Source organism: Endozoicomonas atrinae (assembly GCF_001647025.1).
Lineage (GTDB): Bacteria > Pseudomonadota > Gammaproteobacteria > Pseudomonadales > Endozoicomonadaceae > Endozoicomonas > Endozoicomonas atrinae.
On sequence record NZ_LUKQ02000618.1, the window covers coordinates 1 to 1,009 of the forward strand.

The window sequence follows — 1,009 nt, forward strand, 5'->3', positions numbered from 1 at the left end:
GGATCGGACTTGTACTGATCTTCGACGGCCTTGTTGCGGACGTCGAGGGTGTTGGTCTCGCGGATCACACGACGGACGTTGGCAATATTGGTGATGACTTCGCTGTAACCGTCCTGCCCTGGCTCGATGGAGTCACGGATGTCGATGAGTTTGTCGAGGACTTGTTGCAGATCAGGGTCGGGCTGGAAGGCTTCGGGTTGCTCCGGTGCCTTTGCAGCCTGTTCTGCCCGTTGGGCTTCCTGAAGCTGTTCCGCTTCCATGCTGGATTTGACGTCGCCGATCGCGGCGCTGCTGTCGGTGCGGTAGTTGTCGAGTACCTGGTCAAGCTGGGTATCGCTCATGCGCTCGATGTAGTCGGGGGTGATCCCGTCGTCGAGCATTTTTTGATAGACCTCCTGGCCGAGCTTGACGTTCTTGCGGCTGAAGATGGAGACCGCCAGGCCAGAGAGGGCACCCATGGCACCGGAGAAGAGACCACCGGCTGCGCCAGAGAGGGCCATCTGGGTTTTGCTGAACTCGTCTTGCAGGCCCAGTTCGATGTCACGGTTCTGGAGACCCGCGTCAAAAGCGGCTTCGACTGGTGCGCCGATCAGGGCTTCGGTTTTGGCACCGCCTTTCACGCCTTCCCATATTGCGCGGCCTTTACTGGCTCCCTGGGCACCGGCTTTGGCGGCCTTGCCCCAGGCTCCGGCACCGCCAAGGAGGTTAAGGGGATCGGCCAGAAGCGCACCGCCGATGCTCTTGGTGGTTTCCCACGCGCCCACCTGATCCACTGCGCCGCCGTCTTCATAGAAGGAAGGCATGTTGTCGTAGACGAACTGAAGGCGCTTGAGGCGTTCACGTTGTTCCGGTGCGCCGTTGTAGGCGTCGTTCAGGTCTTCGGCCATGCCGAGGGTGTTCAGGTTGCCCCAGGTGCGGTCGTTATAGAATCGGGCGATCATGTCCTGATCGTTGTCGAAGGTCTCGCCCTTGGCTTCGAAGAATTTGCGGACGTCGTTCAGGAAGCGGG

At 60.3% G+C, this 1,009-nt stretch carries 1 protein-coding gene; it reads right to left on the bottom strand.

From position 1 onward, the window contains the following. Positions 1-1,009, bottom strand: a 1,009-nt coding sequence (locus AK963_RS34115) for a hypothetical protein (RefSeq protein WP_175404744.1), incomplete at both ends; no start/stop codon positions are given.